Source organism: Frankia sp. AgB1.9 (assembly GCF_016786355.1).
GTDB lineage: Bacteria > Actinomycetota > Actinomycetes > Frankiales > Frankiaceae > Pseudofrankia.
The window spans coordinates 38324-55920 of record NZ_JADWYX010000025.1; the positions used below are offsets into that span (position 1 = coordinate 38324).

The 17597-nt window shown below is 72.3% G+C and carries 15 protein-coding genes; 11 read left to right on the forward strand and 4 right to left on the reverse strand.

Annotated features, from left to right (window positions below):
- Positions 1-21: 21 nt before the first annotated feature.
- A complete protein-coding gene (locus I6A60_RS12095) occupies positions 22-384 on the reverse strand; it encodes a DUF488 domain-containing protein (RefSeq protein ID WP_203018746.1) in 363 nt (120 codons plus the stop codon).
- 162 nt (positions 385-546) lie between these two features.
- On the opposite strand from I6A60_RS12095, the gene I6A60_RS12100 reads away from it, so the two are divergent.
- The 7 genes from I6A60_RS12100 to I6A60_RS12130 all read left to right on the forward strand — a co-directional run bounded on the left by I6A60_RS12100 (position 547) and on the right by I6A60_RS12130 (position 8881).
- The gene (locus I6A60_RS12100) at positions 547-1701 is read left to right on the forward strand and encodes an amidohydrolase family protein (protein WP_203018748.1); all 1155 of its coding nucleotides are present in this window, start codon (positions 547-549) and stop codon (positions 1699-1701) included.
- Positions 1702-1799: 98 nt separating this feature from the next.
- Positions 1800-3014, forward strand: a complete 1215-nt coding sequence (locus I6A60_RS12105; RefSeq protein WP_203018750.1) for a CaiB/BaiF CoA-transferase family protein — start codon at positions 1800-1802, stop codon at positions 3012-3014.
- A gap of 86 nt (positions 3015-3100) precedes the next feature.
- Positions 3101-4462, forward strand: a complete 1362-nt coding sequence (locus I6A60_RS12110; RefSeq protein WP_203018753.1) for an ABC transporter substrate-binding protein — start codon at positions 3101-3103, stop codon at positions 4460-4462.
- A gap of 80 nt (positions 4463-4542) precedes the next feature.
- Complete coding sequence (locus I6A60_RS12115; RefSeq protein WP_203018755.1) at positions 4543-5511, forward strand: LLM class flavin-dependent oxidoreductase; 969 nt, start codon at positions 4543-4545, stop codon at positions 5509-5511.
- Positions 5508-6590, forward strand: coding sequence for a phosphotransferase (locus I6A60_RS12120; RefSeq protein ID WP_203018757.1), 1083 nt, complete (start codon positions 5508-5510; stop codon positions 6588-6590). Before I6A60_RS12115 ends, I6A60_RS12120 begins: the two co-directional genes overlap by 4 nt.
- Complete coding sequence (locus I6A60_RS12125) at positions 6590-7720, forward strand: ABC transporter substrate-binding protein (RefSeq protein WP_203018759.1); 1131 nt, start codon at positions 6590-6592, stop codon at positions 7718-7720. Before I6A60_RS12120 ends, I6A60_RS12125 begins: the two co-directional genes overlap by 1 nt.
- Positions 7721-7738: 18 nt before the next feature.
- Positions 7739-8881, forward strand: a complete 1143-nt coding sequence (locus I6A60_RS12130) for an NDMA-dependent alcohol dehydrogenase (protein ID WP_203018764.1) — start codon at positions 7739-7741, stop codon at positions 8879-8881.
- A gap of 156 nt (positions 8882-9037) precedes the next feature.
- Here the strand turns inward: I6A60_RS12130 and I6A60_RS12135 are convergent, their stop codons facing one another.
- Both I6A60_RS12135 and I6A60_RS12140 read right to left on the reverse strand, forming a co-directional pair.
- Positions 9038-10696: a regulator gene (locus tag I6A60_RS12135; RefSeq protein WP_203018767.1), complete on the reverse strand. Its 1659-nt coding sequence runs from the start codon at positions 10694-10696 to the stop codon at positions 9038-9040.
- Between the two features lie 156 nt (positions 10697-10852).
- Entirely contained in the window at positions 10853-11554 is a 702-nt protein-coding gene (locus I6A60_RS12140; protein WP_203018769.1) for a cysteine hydrolase family protein, read from the reverse strand.
- Positions 11555-12065: 511 nt separating this feature from the next.
- On the opposite strand from I6A60_RS12140, the gene I6A60_RS12145 reads away from it, so the two are divergent.
- The 4 genes from I6A60_RS12145 to I6A60_RS12160 all read left to right on the forward strand — a co-directional run bounded on the left by I6A60_RS12145 (position 12066) and on the right by I6A60_RS12160 (position 16309).
- The gene (locus I6A60_RS12145; RefSeq protein WP_203018771.1) at positions 12066-13721 is read left to right on the forward strand and encodes an alpha-keto acid decarboxylase family protein; all 1656 of its coding nucleotides are present in this window, start codon (positions 12066-12068) and stop codon (positions 13719-13721) included.
- 59 nt (positions 13722-13780) lie between these two features.
- Complete coding sequence (locus tag I6A60_RS12150) at positions 13781-14257, forward strand: GyrI-like domain-containing protein (RefSeq protein WP_203018773.1); 477 nt, start codon at positions 13781-13783, stop codon at positions 14255-14257.
- Between the two features lie 503 nt (positions 14258-14760).
- Positions 14761-15333 (forward strand): DoxX family protein, encoded by a 573-nt coding sequence (locus I6A60_RS12155; RefSeq protein WP_203018775.1) that lies wholly within the window; start codon positions 14761-14763, stop codon positions 15331-15333.
- A 70-nt stretch (positions 15334-15403) separates the two neighbouring features.
- Positions 15404-16309: an alpha/beta hydrolase-fold protein gene (locus tag I6A60_RS12160; protein ID WP_203018809.1), complete on the forward strand. Its 906-nt coding sequence runs from the start codon at positions 15404-15406 to the stop codon at positions 16307-16309.
- Positions 16310-16474: 165 nt separating this feature from the next.
- On the opposite strand, the gene I6A60_RS12165 is transcribed toward I6A60_RS12160, so the two are convergent.
- Complete coding sequence (locus I6A60_RS12165; RefSeq protein ID WP_203018784.1) at positions 16475-17551, reverse strand: nitronate monooxygenase; 1077 nt, start codon at positions 17549-17551, stop codon at positions 16475-16477.
- Positions 17552-17597 lie beyond the last annotated feature (46 nt).

Sequence of the window (17597 nt, forward strand, 5' to 3'; positions counted from 1 at the left end):
CCCGGGTCTCTCGCGGCCGCGTCAGTCGCGTAGAAGCTCGGCCAGGACCTCGGCCTCGCTGATCTCGGGCCGCCGGGTCGCGGTGAGCAGCGTCAACGTCGCGCCCCGCGCCAGCTCGCGCAGGTGCGCCAGCGCGTCGGCCCGCTCGGGCTCCGCCAGCTCCTGGCGGTAGCGGCGGCCGAACTCCTCGAAGCGCTCCGGGTCATGGGCGTACCAGGTGCGCAGCTCGGTGGACGGGGCGACCTGTTTGCACCACTCGTCCAGGCTCGCCCCGGCCTTGGCCAGCCCACGCGGCCAGAGCCGGTCGACCAGGACGCGGGTGCCGTCGGTCTTCGCCGGCGCCTCGTAGGCGCGCCGCACCTGCACCTTCGCCGATGTGCCCATCGCCGCTCCCCCACCGCGCGTGCCGTCACGTCGCCTGCCGACGACGTCGTCCCGCCACCGGCGTCGCACGACCTTCCTACGACCTTCCTACCCCGCTGGCCGCGTCTTGCGTCAATCTAGCCACCTGGCTATAGTCGCCTGACTAGAGAGGGAGGAACGCCGATGTTGCCCGAGTCCACCAAGATCCTCTCAGCCGACGACCACCTCATCGAGCCCGCGCACCTGTGGGTCGACCGCGTACCGGCGAAGTTCCGCGACGACTGCCCGCGCATCGTCGAGGTCGACGGCCGCCAGGCCTGGCGCTACGAGGGCGAGCTCACCTACATCCCGATGGGCTCGTGCCGCCCGCTGCCCGGCTTCTCCGAGGCCGGCTACCCGCCGGCGCCGGGCACCGCGCGTTTCGACGAGATCCGGCCCGGCTGCTACGACCCGGACGCGCGGCTGGCCGACATGGACATCGACGGTGTGTGGGGCCAGCTCTGCTTCCCCAACTACGCGCGCTTCGCCGGGCACCGGTTCTTCCTCAACGTCTCCGACCACGAGCTGGCCCAGGCCTGCCTGCGCACCTACAACGACTACCTGCTCGACGAATGGTGCGCGACGGACCGCGACCGGCTTTATGGGGCGGCGATTCTCCCCCTGAACGACCTCGACGCGGCGGTCGCCGAGCTGAAGCGGGTGCTCGCGAAGGGCGCCCGAACGGTGGCGTTCTCGGAGAACCCGACCGTCCTCGGCCTGCCATCCGTGCACACCGACCACTGGGACCCGCTGTGGGCCGTGGCCGACGACGCGGGCATCCCGATCTGCATGCACATCGGCTCGTCGTCGCGGCTGCTGACCACGTCGGCGGACGCACCGCCGCCGGTACTCGTCTCGCTGATCGGGCTGAACTCGATGATGGCCTGCGTCGACTGGCTGTTCAGCGGAATCCTGGAGCGATTCCCACGGCTGAAGGTGATGCTCTCCGAGGGCGGCGCCGGGTGGGTCCCCTACATCCTGGAGCGGGCCGAGAAGGCGTTCCACGACAACCGGATCAGCACGGACATCACGATCGGCCAGGCGGGAATCAAGGACTCCCGGCCGCCGCGTGAGGTCTTCGCCCGGCACATGTACGCCTGCCTCGTCGACGAACGGTTCGCGCTGCGCAGCCTCGGCGACGTGCCCGTCGACAACCTGCTGTTCGAGGGCGACTACCCGCACGGCGACGGCCTGTGGCCGAACAACCGCGCCTACCTCGAGAAGACGCTCGCCGACGTTCCCGCCGAGGACGCCGTGAAGATCGCCGAAGGCAACCTGCGCGCGCTGCTGCGGCTCTGACGACCCGCGCCGCCGCGCGGCCAGCGGCAGGCACCAGCCGACAGCCCACGAACGACGACCGGGCCCAGGAAACACGCGCCCTTAGAAAACGGAGTGCCATGCCCTACGACCTGCTCTCCGGAGTACGCGTGGTGGAGGCGTCGATGTACGCCTTCGCACCGTCCGCCGGAGCGGTGCTCGCCGACTGGGGCGCCGACGTCATCAAGGTCGTGCCGCCCGGCACGCTCGACCCGATGAACGGCAACCCGATCGCCGGCCTGCCGGACCGTGAGGTCGGCGTCGCCTTCATGTGGGAGATCACCAACCGGGGGAAGCGCTGCGTCGGCGTCGACCAGCGCACCCCCGACGGCCAGGCGGTCCTGGCGACGCTGGTCCGCTCGGCGGACGTGTTCATCACCAACCTGCTGCCCGACGCCCGGCGCCGGTTCCGCATCGACGTCGACGACCTGACCGCCGTGCGCCCGGGCCTCGTCTACGCCCGGGCGAGCGGGCACGGCCCACGGGGGCCGGAGCGCGACGCGGGCGGCTTCGACCACACCGACTTCTGGGCCCGCACCGGCATGGCGCAGGCCGCGAGCCAGGTCAGCGACGAGTTCGTCCCGCAGCCCGGCCCGGCGCTCGGCGACCTCGCGTCCGGCGCCTTCCTCGCCGGCGGGATCGCGGCGGCCCTGTTCCGCAGGGAACGGACCGGCAAGGGCGCGGTGGTCGACGTCTCGCTGCTGTCCTCCGGGCTGTGGATGTTCTCCCCCGGCGTCGTCGCGAGCCAGCTTTACGACATCGACGCGATTCCCCGCAACCGCCACCTGGCGTTGCCGAACCCGTTCGTCGCCGCCTACCAGACCCGTGACCACCGGCTGGTCTACCTCTCCGGCATCCAGACCGAGAAACATGTCGTCGAGTTCTTCCAGGCGGTCGACCGGGCCGACGTCCTCACCGACCCCAGGTTCGCGACCGCCGCGGCCCGGGCCGCGAACGCGCCGGCCTGCATCGCCGTCCTCGACGAGATCTTCGCCGGGCAGGGGCTGGCGTACTGGGCCGAACTGCTCGGGCGGCTCGCGACGCCGTGGTCGCTGGTGCAGACCGCCCGGGAGGCGGCGAACGACCCGCAGGCCCTGGCGAACAGCTTCGTCACGACCGTCAAGAAGGAGTCCGGCGAATACCCGCTGGTGGCGAGCCCCGCGCAGTTCGACGACGCGCCACCGGCACTCTCGCCGGCCCCCGGGCACGGCGAGCACACCGAGGACGTCCTGCTCGAACACGGCTACACCTGGGACGACATCCTGCGCCTCAAGGAATCAGGCGCCGTCCTCTAGTTCGGTTACCGGAAACTCGTCGCCCGATTTCCCGGCCCTGCCATGCCGTTTTCCGGGTGACAGCAGACAAACAGGGAGGCTTTCTGATGGGCAGGACCCGAAGACTCGCGTCACTCACCGTCGCTGGAATCTTCTTAGTCACCGCCGCCGCCGCGTGCGGCGGCAGTGGCACCACCTCCCCGAAGGCCACCGGGGCGGCCACGGTGGGGCCGGCGGCGTTCACGCCGGGGCCGGACACGGGCTGGAGCAACAGCGGCATCACCGTCGACCCGGCGAAGCTCGGCTGCGCGAACCCGACCGGGCCGCAGAACCGGGGCGTGACCGACACCGAGATCAAGGTCGGCGGCCTGATCACCCAGACCAGCTCCAGCGGACCGGTGAACACGGGCATGGACGTCGGCGCGAAGATCCGCTTCGAGCGCGCCAACGCGGAGGGCGGCGTGAACGGGCGCACGATCACCTACGTCGGCACCCGGGACGACGGCTCCGACCCGACGAGGCTCATCACGCAGGCCGAGTCCCTGGCCAACGACGGCGTCTTCGCCGCGGTGCCCGCCGTCGCCCGGGCGGGCAACTTCTCGGACGTGTTCTGCAAGACGGACACGCCCTTCTTCGGCTGGGGTGTGAGCGCGGACTACTGCGGTACGGCCCTCGGCTTCGGCATCACCGGCTGCCTGGTCTCCGGCCCCGGCGGCAGCACGATCCCGAGCGCGTGGGGCATGGCCGCCCGGTCGATCCTCGGCGGTGACGGGTCCGGCAAGAGCGCGGCCGTCGTCGGCGTCGACCTCGACTCCGCGGTCAACGGCGTGAAGCTGTCCGCGAAGGCGATCAAGGCATCCGGGATCACCGTCCCGTATGTCGAGAACCCGGTGCCGGCCTCCGGGCTCAACGACCCGACGGCCATCGTGAACGCCCTGATGCACGCCAACCACGGCGCGCCGCCTGACCTGGTCGTCACGATCGTGGACTTCTCACCGGCCATCAAGATCATCGATGCGCTCCGCGCGGCCGGCTACCAGGGGAAGATCCTCACGCCGCTCGGCTACGACCCGCGGCTGGCCGGTTTCAAGGACCTGGACGGGACCTACACGCTGCTCCAGTGGGCCCCGGCGGAGAGCGGCTCGGCGGCTGACGACCAGATGCGGGCCGACTTCGCCAGGTACGCCCCCAACGAGCCGATCGGCCTCACCGCGATGGCCGGCTACTGGTCGGCGGACATGTTCCTCGACGCGGTCAAGAAGACCGGCCGCGACCTCACCGTCGCCAGTCTGCTGAAGACCATGAACGGCGGCGGCTACAGCTACAACGTCGCCGGTGCCGTCGCCCAGACCCAGTGGCCGGTCAACCACACGGCGTCCGCCCCCTGCGCCGCGGTGGTCCAGCTCTCCGGCGGCAAGTACCTCCCGACCGTCAAGCTCTCCTGCACCCCGCTGGTGGCCAACCAGTAGCCCAGGCCAGCGGCGTGGCCACACCCTGGGGTCGGGACACGGTCCCGGCCCCAGGGCAGGAAGACAAGGGAGGGCAGCGCATGACCGAGCTGGACGAGGCGACGCGACAGGCCAGGACGGTTCTCGCGGCCGACCGGGTGAGCTTAGGCTGCGTCGCCCCACGGACCCGGGCCGGTGTCGCGGCCGCCGAGGCAGCCGGCGCCGAGGCGCTGTGGGTCGGCGGCCATGTCGCGTCGCCGAACGGCGGCCCGGAGGCGCTGGCCTGGCTCGCCCGGCTCAGCGCGCAGGCCGAGCGGGCGGTGGTCGGGACCGCGGTACTGCTGCTGCCGCTCTACCAGCCCGCGATCGTCGCGAAGCAACTCGCTGACCTCGACGTGGCCACCGGCGGGCGCCTCGCCCTCGGTGTCGGCGTGGGCGGCGAGTACCCGGCCGAGTTCGACGCCTGCGGGGTACCGCTCGCCGGCCGGGGGCGGCGCACCGACGAGGCGATCGGCCTGGTCCGCGAGCTGTGGACGGGTGAGCCGGTGACCTGGGACGGCCCGCTGTTCCCGATGAAGGGAGTGCGGATGGCTCCGGCGCCGAGCCAGCCGGGCGGGCCTCCGGTCCTCGTCGCCGGCCGGGCGCCCGTCGCGATGCGTCGCGCCGCCCGGCTCGGGGACGGCTGGATGCCGTACCTCTACTCGGCCGAGCGGTACGCCCGCTCGGTCGCGACGGTCCGGGCCGAGGCCGCGGCGGTCGGCCGGGACCTCGACGGGTTCACCTGGGCCGCCTACCTGCCGTTTGTCATCGACGACGACGGCGAACGGGCCCGCCGCCGGGCGGCCGAGTTCCTCGGCGGCACCTACCGGCAGGACTTCGCGGCGATGATCGACCGCGTCGCGGTCGCGGGGACCCCCGAGCAGGTCGAGGCACGCCTCGGCGAGTACATCGCGGCCGGCGCGCGCCATCTCGCGCTGCTGCCGGCCACCCGGGACGGAGGAGAAGACATGGTCTTACAGGCCCTGACGGATCTCGCGCCGCGGCTGCGCGCCGCCGGAGCGAGGTCATGACCGCCCCGGCGGCGCCCACGTCGCCGCCGCTGCCCGACACCCTCGACGAGCTGCTCACGCCGGGGTGGCTCACCGCCGCGCTGGGCAGGCGGTTCCCCGGGGTTGAGGTCCGGACCGTCACGCCCGGCGCGGTCATCAGCCGGGTGGCGACGAACGCCAGGTTCCAGGTCGAGTGGGTCGACGGCGCGCCCGCCGCCGGCCTGTCGCCGAACCTGTGTGCCAAGGGCTACTTCACCGAGGCGGGGCGGGAGTTCCGGCAGGCGGGCGAGCCGGAGGCGTTCTTCTACCGCGACGTCGCCGCCGGCACCGGCATGCGGACCCTGCGCACCGTCTACGCCGACGTCGACCCGGCGTCCCACAACGCCGTCGTGATCACCGAGGACGTCGTCACCGAGGGCGCGACGTTCCTCGACGCCCGCAGCCCCTACACCCCGGACCAGGCGGCCGAGAGCCTCGACCAGCTCGCCCGGCTGCACGCGGCGACCTGGAACCGGCCCGCGCTCGCCACGGCCGGCTGGCTCGCTCCCCGGTTGGACACCTACCTGATCCGGCGCGGCGTGACCGAGATCCGGGAGAACTTCGCCGGCCCGATCGGCGCCGGCGTGCCCGAGCCGGCCCGCGACGCCGAGCGGCTTGCCGCCGGCTACCGGACCCTGGCCGCGCGGTCGGCCGCCGCCGCCGACTGGGCCGTGATCCACGGCGACGCGCACGTCGGCAACCTCTACCTCGACGGCGCCGGCCGGCCGTCGTTCGTCGACTGGCAGCTCGTCCAGCGCGGGCCGTGGTACCTCGACGTCGGTTACCACCTCGCGTCGGCGCTGACCGTCGAGGACCGCCGTGGCGCCGAGCGCGACCTCGTGCGGCACTACCTGGACCGGCTGCGCGCGGGCGGCGTCGAGCCGCCGGCCTGGGACGACGCCTGGCTCGGCGTCCGGCGCGGCATCGTGCACGGCTTCTTCCTGTGGGGCATCACGTTGAGGGTCGACCCGGCCGTCACCGCCCTGCTGCTCACCCGTCTCGGCACCGCGGCGGCCGACCACGACGCGCTGGCCGCCGTCGAACTCGACAAGGAGTGGTGATGACCACCTCGACCGCGAAGCCGCCCGCGCCGTCCATCGAGGACCGCTGGTTAAAGCTGGCCCCCATCAAGATCGGCTGGCTGGGCATGGAGTGGGCCCGGTTCGAGCGCGAGATCCGGATGGCCTTCGACGAGGGGACCGAGCGCGGCCTGCTCGACCGCCGCTACGAGTTCGTCTTCGAGCAGGACGCCGGGCTGCCGCAGGGCACGGCGAAGGGCGGCATCGACGCGTTCCAGCGTCTCGTCGACGCGGGCTGCCTGGCCGTCGTGGGCGCGAACTACACCGACTCGGCGCTCGCGCTCGCCGAGCACGCGAACGCCGCCCACGTCCCGCTGGTCAGCATGTGCGGCACCGACGGCTTCCACGGCGAGTACTGCTTCCGGCTCGGCAACGGCGACGTCGGCGGCGACCCGGCCCTGATGGTCAACTGGCTCAAGCGCCAGGGCCACCGCAGCGTCGCCGTCGTCGCGCCCTGGTCGCCGATCTCCGAGGAGTACGTCCGGTTCTTCCGGCAGGAGACCCGCCGCCTCGGGATCAGGGTCACCGCCGTCGAGGAGATCACGAACACGACCACCGTCGACGAGCTGGCCGACGCGTTCGGCCGGCTGCGGGCGGCCAACGCCGACGCCCTGGCCTGGCTGGGCTACGGCGGCCTGGTCGTCTCCGGAGCCGTGCGTGCCGCGCTGGAGCGGGCCGACTGGGACCCGCCGAGGATCATGACGACCGCGTTCATGCAGTACATCTGGGGCTTCGAGCAGCTCGAAGGCTGGGTCGGCATCGACCAGTGGTGCCCGGCGAACCCACGGATGCACCGGTTCCACGAGCGGTTCGTCACCCGGTTCGGCGAGGACCCGTGGATGTGGCCGAACGCCATCCCCGGCCTCGCCTACGACATGGCCGCGACCGTCGTCGAGGCGCTGTACCGGGCCCCGGTTCTCACCGGCCAGGGGGTCAAGACCGGCCTGGAGCGGATCCGGTTCATGCCGGCCGTCACCGGCGGACCGAACACCCACATCGCCGGCGGGCCGTTCGACCACCAGATGTTCAAGGGTGACTGGCTGCACTACGGGCGTGTCCGGGACGGCAAGCTCGAATACGAAGGCCTGTTCGAGACGACGGACGACTACTGATCCACCGGAGGAACCGCGGTGTTGACGAAAGCAGCCGTGCTGTCCGAGCAGCCCGGCAAATGGGAGCTGGCCGAGGTCGAGCTGGAGCCGCCGCGCCAGGACGAGCTGCTCGTCCGGATGGTGGCGGCCGGCCTGTGCCACTCCGACGACCACATCGTCACCGGCGACCTGCCCGTCGCGGACGGGTCGCTGCCGATGGCCGGTGGCCACGAGGGCGCCGGCATCGTCGAGGAGGTCGGCCCGAACACGCCGGGGTGGCGGGTCGGTGACCGGGTCGTACTGTCGTTCCTGCCGATGTGCGGGACGTGCCGGTGGTGCGCCTCGGGGATGCAGAACCTGTGCGACAACGGGGCCCGGGTGCTGTCCGGGGTTCGCGCCGACGGCACCCGCCGCATGACGCTGGGCGGCCGGCCCGTCAGCCAGGCCGCCGGCGTCTCGACGTTCAGCGAGCTCACGACCGTCTCCGTGCAGTCGGCGGTCCGCTGCCCGGACGGGATCTCGTTGGAGGCGGCCTGCCTGACAAGCTGCGGGGTCAGCACCGGGTGGGGCGCCGCCGTCCGGTCGGCCGAGGTGCGGCCGGGTGACGTCGTCATCGTGATGGGTGTCGGCGGGATCGGCATCAACGCGGTGCAGGGGGCCGCGCACGCGGGCGCGTCGGTGGTCATCGCCGTCGACCCGGTCGAGTGGAAGCTGGCGGCGGCGCTGACCCTCGGCGCGACGCACGCGGTCGCCACGATGGCCGAGGCGACCGATCTGGCCCGTGGCTTCACCAACGGGCAGGGCGCCGACGCGGCCATCGTCTGCGTGGGCGTGACCAGGCCTGAGCACATCGCCGCCGGCGTGGCCGCGATCCGCAAGGCCGGGACCTGCGTCCTGGTCGGCCTGGGCCGCGCCGACGAGGACCTCGGCATCCCGGTCTCGATCCGCGACCTCGTGCTGTACCAGAAGCGGATCCAGGGCTCCCTGTTCGGCGCCTCCAGCCCGTCGAAGGACATCCCGGCGATGCTGGCCCTCTACCAGCAGGGCCGGCTCAAGCTCGACGAGCTGATCACCAACACGTACACCCTCGAGACCCTCAACGAGGGCTACGCCGACCTGCGCGCGGGCCGCAACCTGCGCGGTGTGGTCCGCTTCGACGCCGCCAGACCCGGGGAGGCGTGACCGAGGACGGGCTGGACCGGCCTCCCCGCCTGCGGACTGCGCGGTGCGGCCGGCGGGGCGCGCCCGGGTCAGGCGCGCGCCTCGCCGGCCTGGACCGTGGGACGCGTGGGTGTACGGGCCCGGTGCCCCCCGGCACCGGGCCGTGTCTCGGGCCGGTCAGCCCGTGGCGGCGGCCGGCACCTCAGCCGCCGGGGCGTCCTCGCTGTCCTTGTCCGTCTTCTTGACCTGCTGCGGCACGCCGTGGATGCGCTCCAGCTCGATCTCGTCGGCGTCCGGCACCCGCGGTGCCGGCTTCGTCAGGGCGAAGGCGACGCAGACGGCGGCCAGGATCAGGTAGCCCAGGGCAACCTGGCCGTTGGCGTCCCACTCGACCTTGGGTCCGTGGATCAGGCCGATGAACGACAGCACCGAGCCGATCGCCGAGAAGATCGCCGCCGAGACGAACCGTTTGTCGATGATGAAGGCCACGATCGAGCCCAGGACCAGGCCAGCGAGGATCGCCCCCTCACCAAAGATCATCAAGCCCTTGTAGACGACTCCCGCCTGGTTGATCTTGTCGTAGCCGACCTGGGACGCGCTCGTGCCGGCGGCAGCCAGCACGTTGTCCATCAGCCCGGTCGCCCACGAGGCGATGTTGGGCAGGAGCGCCGCGACCACCGCCGCCGCGTGCGCGCGGGGCGAGACCTGGAACGCCTGGGCACCGATCAGCAGGCCGATGTAGAGCAGGATCGGCACGATCGCGGGGAGCGGGAGGATCGAGCCGAGCAGGCTGAACAGGCTGAAGAAGCACAGGAGCGCGATCACCAGTCCGGTGGCCAGCGAGTAGCCGGTGCGGCCGCCGGCGCCCTTCCAGCCCGGGTGGCCGATGTAGACCGCGGGCGGGAACGGCGAGCCCAGGCAGGAGCCGATCACGGCGCCGAAACCGTCTGCCAGCAGGATCGCGCGCAGGTTGTAGCTGTCACCTGCCGACGCGGCGCTCTCCACGTTGGTCATGCCCTCGGTGAAGTTGTAGACGCCGAGCGGGATGGCCGTGGCCAGCAGCGGCGAGAGGTCCTTCAGGCCGTGGATGAGCATGTCGAACCGGAAGTCGGGCAGGGCCAGCGCGATGTCCTTGGCCGCCGAGGTCACCTCCGGCGGGTGCATGTAGCCGCCGGCCCAGCCGATCGCCGTGCCCAGCAGCAGCGCGACCGCGCCGATCGGCAGGTTGAACGGCAGCTTGATGTCGGTCATCAGCCCGACGATGAGCAGGGCGAAGACGGGCAGCGAGATCCAGGCCGCCTCCCACATCTGCCCGGCCGGGCGCATCGAGATGAAGGCGACCGAGATACCGGCCAGCGTGCCCAGCATCGCGGCGCGGGGGGCGTACCGCCGGATCGTCGGGCCGACGAAGGCGCCGAGCATGACGATCACACCGATGATGAAGGCCCAGGCCATGCCGGCTTCCCAGGCCTTGAACGGGTCCTTCGTCTTCAGGTAGATCGGCAGCATGATGACGAACGTGACGATGAACATGTGCGGCACGCTGGGGCCGTATGGCATCGCCGTGACGTCGGACCGGCCTGTCTTCGCCGCGAGCCGGCGACCCAGGTAGGTGTAGTACACGTTCCCGATGATCAGCGCGATGCCGAGCGCCGGCAGAATCGTGCCGAGAACGTCACCCTTCGGGATACCGACGACGCCGATGCACAGCCCGGTCAGGACCAGGACGTTGACCAGGACGTTGATACCGAGCCCGAAGAACGCGTTGAGGTCCCCCCGGACCCACAGCGGCGGACCGGCGGTCGCTGTGCCGCCCGTCCCTGGAAACTTCACCATGACAGACTCCTCAATGACTGGTGGGCACGGCCGCGGCGCGGCTGCCCCCGTGCTGTTCGCGGACGCGGGCCGGTCCCCCCGGAGCGCGGCGTCCGAATTCCCGCGTCGCCGCCAGTGCTGGCCCGGCGGCGCGACGGGTGTTGCTGAGGGCTGGTGTTACTGGGCGGCCGACGCCGCCGAAAGGGACGCGAGCGCCTCGATGAACGCGGCCGATGGCGCGACCCACCCGAAGATGCCGCCCTGCGCCGCGATCATCTCCAGCGCGACCCGCTGGAACTCGGGGAAGTAGCTGCCGACGCAGTCGGAAAGCACCAGGCACTCGTAGCCCCGGTCGTTGGCCTCCCGGACCGTGGTGTGCACGCACACCTCGGTCGTCACCCCGGTGACGACGAGGCTCGTGATGCCCTTCTCGGTCAGGATGTCGCCGAACGAGGTCGCGTAGAAAGCGCCCTTCCCTGGCTTGTCGACGACGAACTCGCCCTCGATCGGCGCGAGCTCGTCGATGATGTCCTGGCCGTATTCACCGCGAATGAGAATGCGCCCCTTCGGGCCCAGGTCGCCGATTTTCAGCGACGCGTTCCCCCGGTTCAGCTTCGCCGGGGGAAGGTCCGAGAGATCCGGCAGGTGGCCTTCCCGGGTGTGAATGACGGTAAGGCCCGCGGCACGGACGGCGGCGAAGACCGCCGTCAGCGGTTCGATGGTGCTCCGCAGCTGGGACACGTCGTTGCCGAGGCTTTCACCGAAACCGCCCGGCTCCATGAAGTCGCGCTGCATGTCGATGACGACGAGGGCCGTCGTCGCTGGATCAAAGGTGAAGTCGTATGGACGGGCCGGGACGGTGAGTGGAGCGCTCGTCATTCCAGGGTCCTGTCATCGGCGGAGACGGGGACGGAGTGCGGTGGCCTGAGAATCCAAACCGGCCAGGGCGGCCGTCGGCTCACGTCACGGATTGCCGGGCCGGGGACAGGGATCGGCGCCGGGGCAGGAGTGAGCCGCTCGGTCACCCGGATTGGGGAGCCTCGCGGTGCGGTTCGGTCGGGACCTCGGGCTGGATGCCGCTGCCTTGCGAAGACTCTGGGGCTGTCCGGTTTCGGGGCGCGTGTCGCTGTGTAACGGATCAGTAAAGGACGTATACAGCCCCGGATCCGATCCCGTATACAGATCCGGTCGAGGCGGCCCGCACGTCCGTCCGTAGTTGTTTAATTACCTGCCGTCGCGCCGGTTCGTTAGAGGCCGGCTGGTACGGGTACCGAGCCCTGAGTTGTCCGCTTGCGCGACGAGAGCGGCGGCCGTCGGCGCGCGCCACGGGCCGGACCTCGGGGCCCAGGGCGCCGCGCGCCGCACCGGCACTCGACGGAGGGGCTCCCCGATGGTCACGACCGTGATCCAGCACGTGCTGAACCGGCTGAGGGATCTCGGGATCCGCCACGTGTTCGGGGTCCCGGGCGACTACGCCTTCCCCGTCGACGACGCCGTGATCGCGCATCCGGACATCCAGTGGATGGGCAACTGCAACGAGCTGAACGCCGCGTACTGCGCGGACGGCTACGCCCGGGTCCATGGAATGGGGGCGGTGAGCACCACATACGGCGTCGGCGAGCTGAGCGCCATCAACGGCATCGCCGGCGCCTACACCGAGCATCTCCCGGTCTTCCACCTGGTGGGCATGCCGAAGATGCCCGTGCAGGCCCGCCACGCACTCGTGCACCACACCCTGGGAAACGGCGAGTTCGACCTCTTCCAGCGGATGTCGGACCCGGTGGTCTGCGCCAGCGCGATCATGACGCCGCAGAACGTGGCCGCCGAGACGGAGCGCCTGATCGCCGCGGCGATCTACCACCGCCGCCCGGTCTACCTGGCGTTCCCCGCCGACCTGGCCGAGCTGCCGGTGGCGAGCGAGGCGCCGGAGCTGCCCGCGCCGGCCAGCGACCCGGCTCAGCTGGACGCCGCGGTCGCGGCGGTGTCGGAGCTGCTGCGCCACGCGAGCAGCGCCTGCCTGCTGCCCGGCGCCCTCGCCGTCCGCGCGGGCCTGGGCCGGCACCTGCAGCGGCTGGTCGACGCCTCCGGCCTGCCCTTCGCCACCATGGTCGCCGACAAGGGGGTGCTGGACGAGGACCAGCCCGGGTTCGTCGGCATGTACGACGGCAAGCTGATGAACGGGGACGTCCGGCGCCTGGTCGAGGACGGTGACGTCGTGATCCTGGTCGGCGCGCTGATGCACGACTTCAACTCCGGCGCGTTCACGGCCAACCTCGACCCGGCGAAGACCGTCGACATCCGTCACCACCACGTCCAGGTCGGCGCCATGACCTACCCGAGCGTGGAGATGCGGGACCTGCTGACCGCCCTCGCGGCCCGGCTGCCGACGCGGACCTGGCCGCAACCCGCCGCCGACGTGGTCCGGATGCGCTCCGAACCGGGCAGCGGCGACGACCCGATCACGGCAGGCAACCTGTATCCCCGCTGGGAGCAGTTCCTGCGGCCGCGCGACATCGTCGTCGCGGAGACCGGGACCTGCTCGATGGGCATGGCCTTCGCGCGGCTTCCCTACGGGGCGACGTTCGAGAACCAGACGCTGTGGGGGTCGATCGGCTGGGCCACCCCCGCCGCGGTCGGAGCCGCCGTCGCCGCAGGCGCGGACCGCCGCGTCGTGCTGATCACCGGCGAGGGCTCGCACCAGCTGACGGCCCAGGAGATCAGCCAGTTCGGCCGGTACCGGCTCAAGCCGGTGGTCTTCGTGCTGAACAACTCCGGCTATCTGATCGAGCGGCTGCTGTGCAAGCACCCGGACCTCGCGTACAACGACCTGGCGCGGTGGAACTACGCGGAGCTGCCCAGGGTGCTCGGCTGCGAGGACTGGTTCACCGCGCGCGTGTCGACCTGCGCCGAGCTCGACCGGGCGCTGGACACGGCCCGGCACGCCAGCGCCGGCTGCTACATCGAGGTGCTGACCGACAGCCATGCGGCGCCACCGCTGGCGACGCGGATGCACGAGAACGTCGGGAGCCTCTACGCCGGCGGATAGCGGCCGTGTCCGCCTCACCGCTCACGCGGGCTGATGATGACGGCTGGCAGAGTTGGTCCATGACTTACGTGGTCGAGGTCGAGACCGTCGCGCCGAAGGTGCTCGCCGCGGTCCGCAGGCAGGTCCGCCCCGGTGAGGTTCCGACGGCCTTCGGGGCCGCGCTGGACCAGGTCTGGGCGTTCCTGCGCGGGCAGCCGGGCCTGCGCGACGACGGCCACAACGTCTTCGTGTACCACCACGGCGTCGGCAGCCCCGACGCCGGCCTCGACGTCGACTTCGGCGTCGAGGTGACCCGTCCCTTCCCGCCGCAGGGCCTGGTCGAGTGCGTCGAGTCCCCCGCGGGCCGGGCCGCCCTGACCGTCCATCGCGGCGGGTACGGCGGCCTGCCGGACGCGCACGCGGCCATCCACGCCTGGTGCCGCGAACACGCTGAGACCATCGGCGCGTGGAGCATGGAGATCTACGGCGACTGGCACGAGGACGAAGCCAAGATCGAGACCACCGTCCTCTACGCACTGGCCGCCAGCACCGAATGATCTCCCCCGTCAGCAGGCGCTACGGGCAGGGCTCGGCGCGGTCAGCCGACTTGACCAAGCTGGGCCCGGCCCGCCGGCGTCGCCCCGGCCACCAAGGCGCCTATTTTCCTGCGCAGACGCCGATCATCCGGCTGGTTGGGCAAGCTGCCAGACCGTGATCGAGAACTGCGCAGGGAAACGGTGGACAAACCAGGGCATCGAACGCCGTCTTGCCTGCGCAACGAATGATCAAGGCGTCCCGCTGGGGCAGGCGACCCCCTTGATCGCTGGCTGCGCAGGGGAAACTCGGGCGGCAGGGGCTGGGTGTGGGACCGATCTTGCGGTGGCCGGACCGCGGGTAGCGCCCCGGCCTTCCGAGGGTCCTGGCGTGGTCGAGCGGGTCCGGGCGGTGCCGTTCGACGTCCCGGCGACCTGCCGTCCGAGCCTGAGTGTGTGTCGCGCGAGCGGGCAGACCTGGTCGTGACGGCAGCGTCACCGCCTCTGTCCTGGGATCGGGGGTTGCCATGAGACTGCTCGCCGAGCGGCACCCGGCGCCTTACCGGACGCCCTACCCTGCGTCGTCTCTTTCCGCTCGCCCTGGCCCGTCGCGCGTGGCCGTCTCCGCGGCCGATATCGGGCTGCTGCTCCTGCGGTTGACCGTCGGCCTGCTGCTCGCCGGGCACGGTGCGCAGAAGCTGTTCGGCCTGTTCGGCGGAGAGGGCCTCTCCGCGACCGGCCGAGGCTTCGAGCAGCTGGGCTATCATCCGGGCACCCTGTTCGCCGGGCTTGCCGGCGCTTCGGAGCTCCTCGGCGGCCTCGGCCTCGCGGCCGGCCTGCTCACCCCGCTGTCAGCCGCGATCGTCGTCGGCGTCATGATCAACGCGATGGTCGTGACCGCCTCCCACGGGCTGTGGGGCACCAACGGAGGCATCGAGTACCCGCTGACCATCGCGATCGTCGCTCTCGCCGTGGCGGCGATCGGCGCCGGGCGTCTCGCGCTCGACCGCTTGTTCCGGCGCCGAGATGGCGGACTACCCGAGATGCTCTTCGCCCTCTGTCTGGGCGGTGCCACCGCCGCGATCGTCCTGGCCATCTGAGACGACCTGCCCAGGTGGCACTGGGGCCGGGAATGCGATGATCGTGGCTGTGCGGCCCAGTAGACGGACGATGCTGCTGGCCGTTCCGACGGCCGCGGCCGGGGCCGTCGCCGGCGCCTGGTGGGTCCGGGAACCGGGCGGCCACGCGGCGCCGGGGCTGGTGGCTCCGCCGGGCGGCGGCCCGGCGGGACGGCTTTCGCCTTCGCTGGCGGCTGCCCGCGCCGCGACGGTGGTGCCGACCGGGCCTGCCCTGGTGACCCCGACCGAGTTCCACAGCGCCGCGCGTGGCCGGACCGTGTCGATGGTGGTCGTGTCGCCGGTGGTGGGCCCGCTCGACGGCCTGCCGGTATGCCTCGTCCTGCACGGCCGGGGCGACGACGCCCGGCGCGGGGTGGCCCTGCTCGGCCTGGACTCGGCGTTGGCGACGGCGGTGCGGGCGGGAGCCTCGCCGTTCGTGGCCGTCGCGGTCGACGGTGGCGAGACCTACTGGCATCGGCGCGCGGCCGATGACGACCCGGAGCAGATGATTCTCACCGAGATCCTCCCGCGGCTCGCGGCGCAGGGGCTGCGGACCAGCCGGCTGGCGGCGTTCGGCTGGTCGATGGGCGGCTACGGCTCCCTGCTGCTCGCCGAGCGCCACCCCGACCTGGTCGCCGCCGTGGCCGCGAGCAGCCCGGCGATGTGGCGGACGTACGGCGCCAGCGCGCCGGGGGCGTTCGACTCCTCCGCCGACTTCGCCGCCCACCGGGTGCTCGGGCAGCCGCCGGCGACGGGCGTCGCCTACCGGATCGACTGCGGGCGCGGCGACCCGTTCTACGCGGTCTCCCGCCAGTCCGCCGACGAGCTGGCGGCCGGCGAACGCGCCTTCGGCGCGGGCGGGCACGATCCAACGTTCTGGCGCGCGGCGCTGCCCGCCCAGCTCGCCTTCGTCGCCCGCGCGCTCGCGCCGCCGTCGCCCCGACCGACCACTGGGTGACGCGCCCCGAGCGCCCCGGCCTTCCATGATCGTCGTTTCGGCCCTCGGGTGGTCGTAACCAGCGCTGGTTCGTAGCCACCGGAGGGCGAAAGCAGCGATCAGGACTTGACGGTCACGGCACCAGGCCGGCCCGGCGGAATCCGCGCGGGGGGCCGTGGCCGCTGATCACACGGGTGGCGCGAGGGTGGACCGGGCCGCGGCCAGCGCCTCCTGGGCCTGCGCGTGCCACTCGGCGACCAGGTTCCCGGCGGGCGCGTCCCGGCTGAGCGCCGCGGCCTGTCCGGCCCAGAGGTTGACCAGCTCCGGGTCGCCGCGTCGTCGTCCCTCGGCCCGCAGCGGCGCGGTGATCCGGTGGACCTGCGGGTAGGCCGCCGGCGCGTGGGACCCGTGCTCGCGGGTGAACGCGTTGTCGAGCCCGCGGGCGAGGCGCCCGGTGAAGGCGCGGCTGACGACTGTCTGGCGCCCGCTGGTCAGCGCCGCCCGGTGCACCGGCGAAGTCCCGGCCTCGGGCGTGCGCAGGAACGCCGTCCCGACGACGGCCGCGCTCGCGCCGGCCGCCAGCGCAGCGGCGACGCCGGCGCCGTCCGCGATGCCACCCGCCGCGAGCACCGGCAGGTCGACCGACGCGCGGACCCTGGCCAGCAGCGGCAGCAGGGCCAGCCGACCGGTGGCGCCCTCGGTGTCGTCCGGGTCGATGCCGCCGCGGTGGCCGCCGGCCTCCCAGCCCTGGGCGATGAGCGCGTCAGCGCCGCGCCCGGCGGCGGCCAGTGCCTGCCGCTCGTCGGTGACGGTGATGGCGACCGGTATGCCGGCGTCGTGGCAGCGGTCGACGGCCTCGCTCGGCGGCAGCCCGAACGCGAAGCTGACCAGCGCCGGCCGGGCCCGCACCAGCACGTCGAGCTTCGCCGCGAAGTCGTCGTCGTCCGCGTCACCGCCAGGAAAGGGCTCGCCGGGTGCCACGCCGAGCTCGACCGCGAGGGGCCGCAGGCGCTCGGCGTAGTCCGCGACGGCCTGGGTTCGCGTGGCCGCCGGCCCGCCGACGAACAGGTTCACCGCGAACGGCCGGCCGGTCAGCGCGCGGGTGCGCGTGATGTCCGCGGCGAACCGGTCGGCGCTCAGGTATCCGGCCGCGAGTGTCCCGAGCCCGCCGGCCGCGCCCACCGCGGCGGCGAGCTCGGGGGTCGAGGGCCCACCCGCCATGGGGGCGCACACGATCCGGGCCGGGACGTCTGGCAGCTCCATACCGGCGACTGTGCCACGGCCGTCAGATCGGACCGGGCGGTGGACC